1 rRNA gene is annotated in these 864 nt (G+C 48.3%); it reads left to right on the top strand.

Annotation, left to right across the window (positions count from 1 at the left end):
- Positions 1–864: ribosomal RNA gene (locus K1I67_RS09690) — 23S ribosomal RNA — on the top strand; the annotation flags it as partial.

Below are 864 nucleotides of genomic sequence, written 5' to 3'. Positions count from 1 at the left end.
AGATTCTTGGAGGTAGAGCACTGTTTGGGTGAGGGGTCCATCCCGGATTACCAATCTCAGATAAACTCCGAATGCCAATGAATTATGGTCGGCAGTCAGACTGCGAGTGCTAAGATCCGTAGTCGAAAGGGAAACAGCCCAGACCACCAGCTAAGGTCCCAAAATAATTGTTAAGTGGAAAAGGATGTGGGGTTGCACAGACAACTAGGATGTTAGCTTAGAAGCAGCTATTCATTCAAAGAGTGCGTAATAGCTCACTAGTCGAGTGACCCTGCGCCGAAAATGTACCGGGGCTAAAACAATTTACCGAAGCTGTGGATACCTATTATAGGTATGGTAGGAGAGCGTTCTATGTGTGAAGAAGGTATACCGTGAGGAGTGCTGGAACGCATAGAAGTGAGAATGCCGGTATGAGTAGCGAAAGACAGGTGAGAATCCTGTCCACCGTAAGACTAAGGTTTCCAGGGGAAGGCTCGTCCGCCCTGGGTTAGTCGGGACCTAAGGAGAGACCGAAAGGTGTATCCGATGGACAACAGGTTGATATTCCTGTACTAGAGTATGTAGTGATGGAGGGACGCAGTAGGCTAACTAAAGCGTGCGATTGGAAGTGCACGTCTAAGCAGTGAGGTGTGAATTGAGTTAAATGCTTAGTTCTATAACATTGAGCTGTGATGGGGAGCGAAGTTTAGTAGCGAAGTTAGTGATGTCACACTGCCAAGAAAAGCTTCTAGCGTTAAACATACTCTACCCGTACCGCAAACCGACACAGGTAGTCGAGGCGAGTAGCCTCAGGTGAGCGAGAGAACTCTCGTTAAGGAACTCGGCAAAATGACCCCGTAACTTCGGGAGAAGGGGTGCTGACTT

The organism is Streptococcus infantis (assembly GCF_019929575.1).
Lineage (GTDB): Bacteria > Bacillota > Bacilli > Lactobacillales > Streptococcaceae > Streptococcus > Streptococcus infantis_L.
This window is presented reverse-complemented; position numbering and strand designations above follow the sequence as displayed.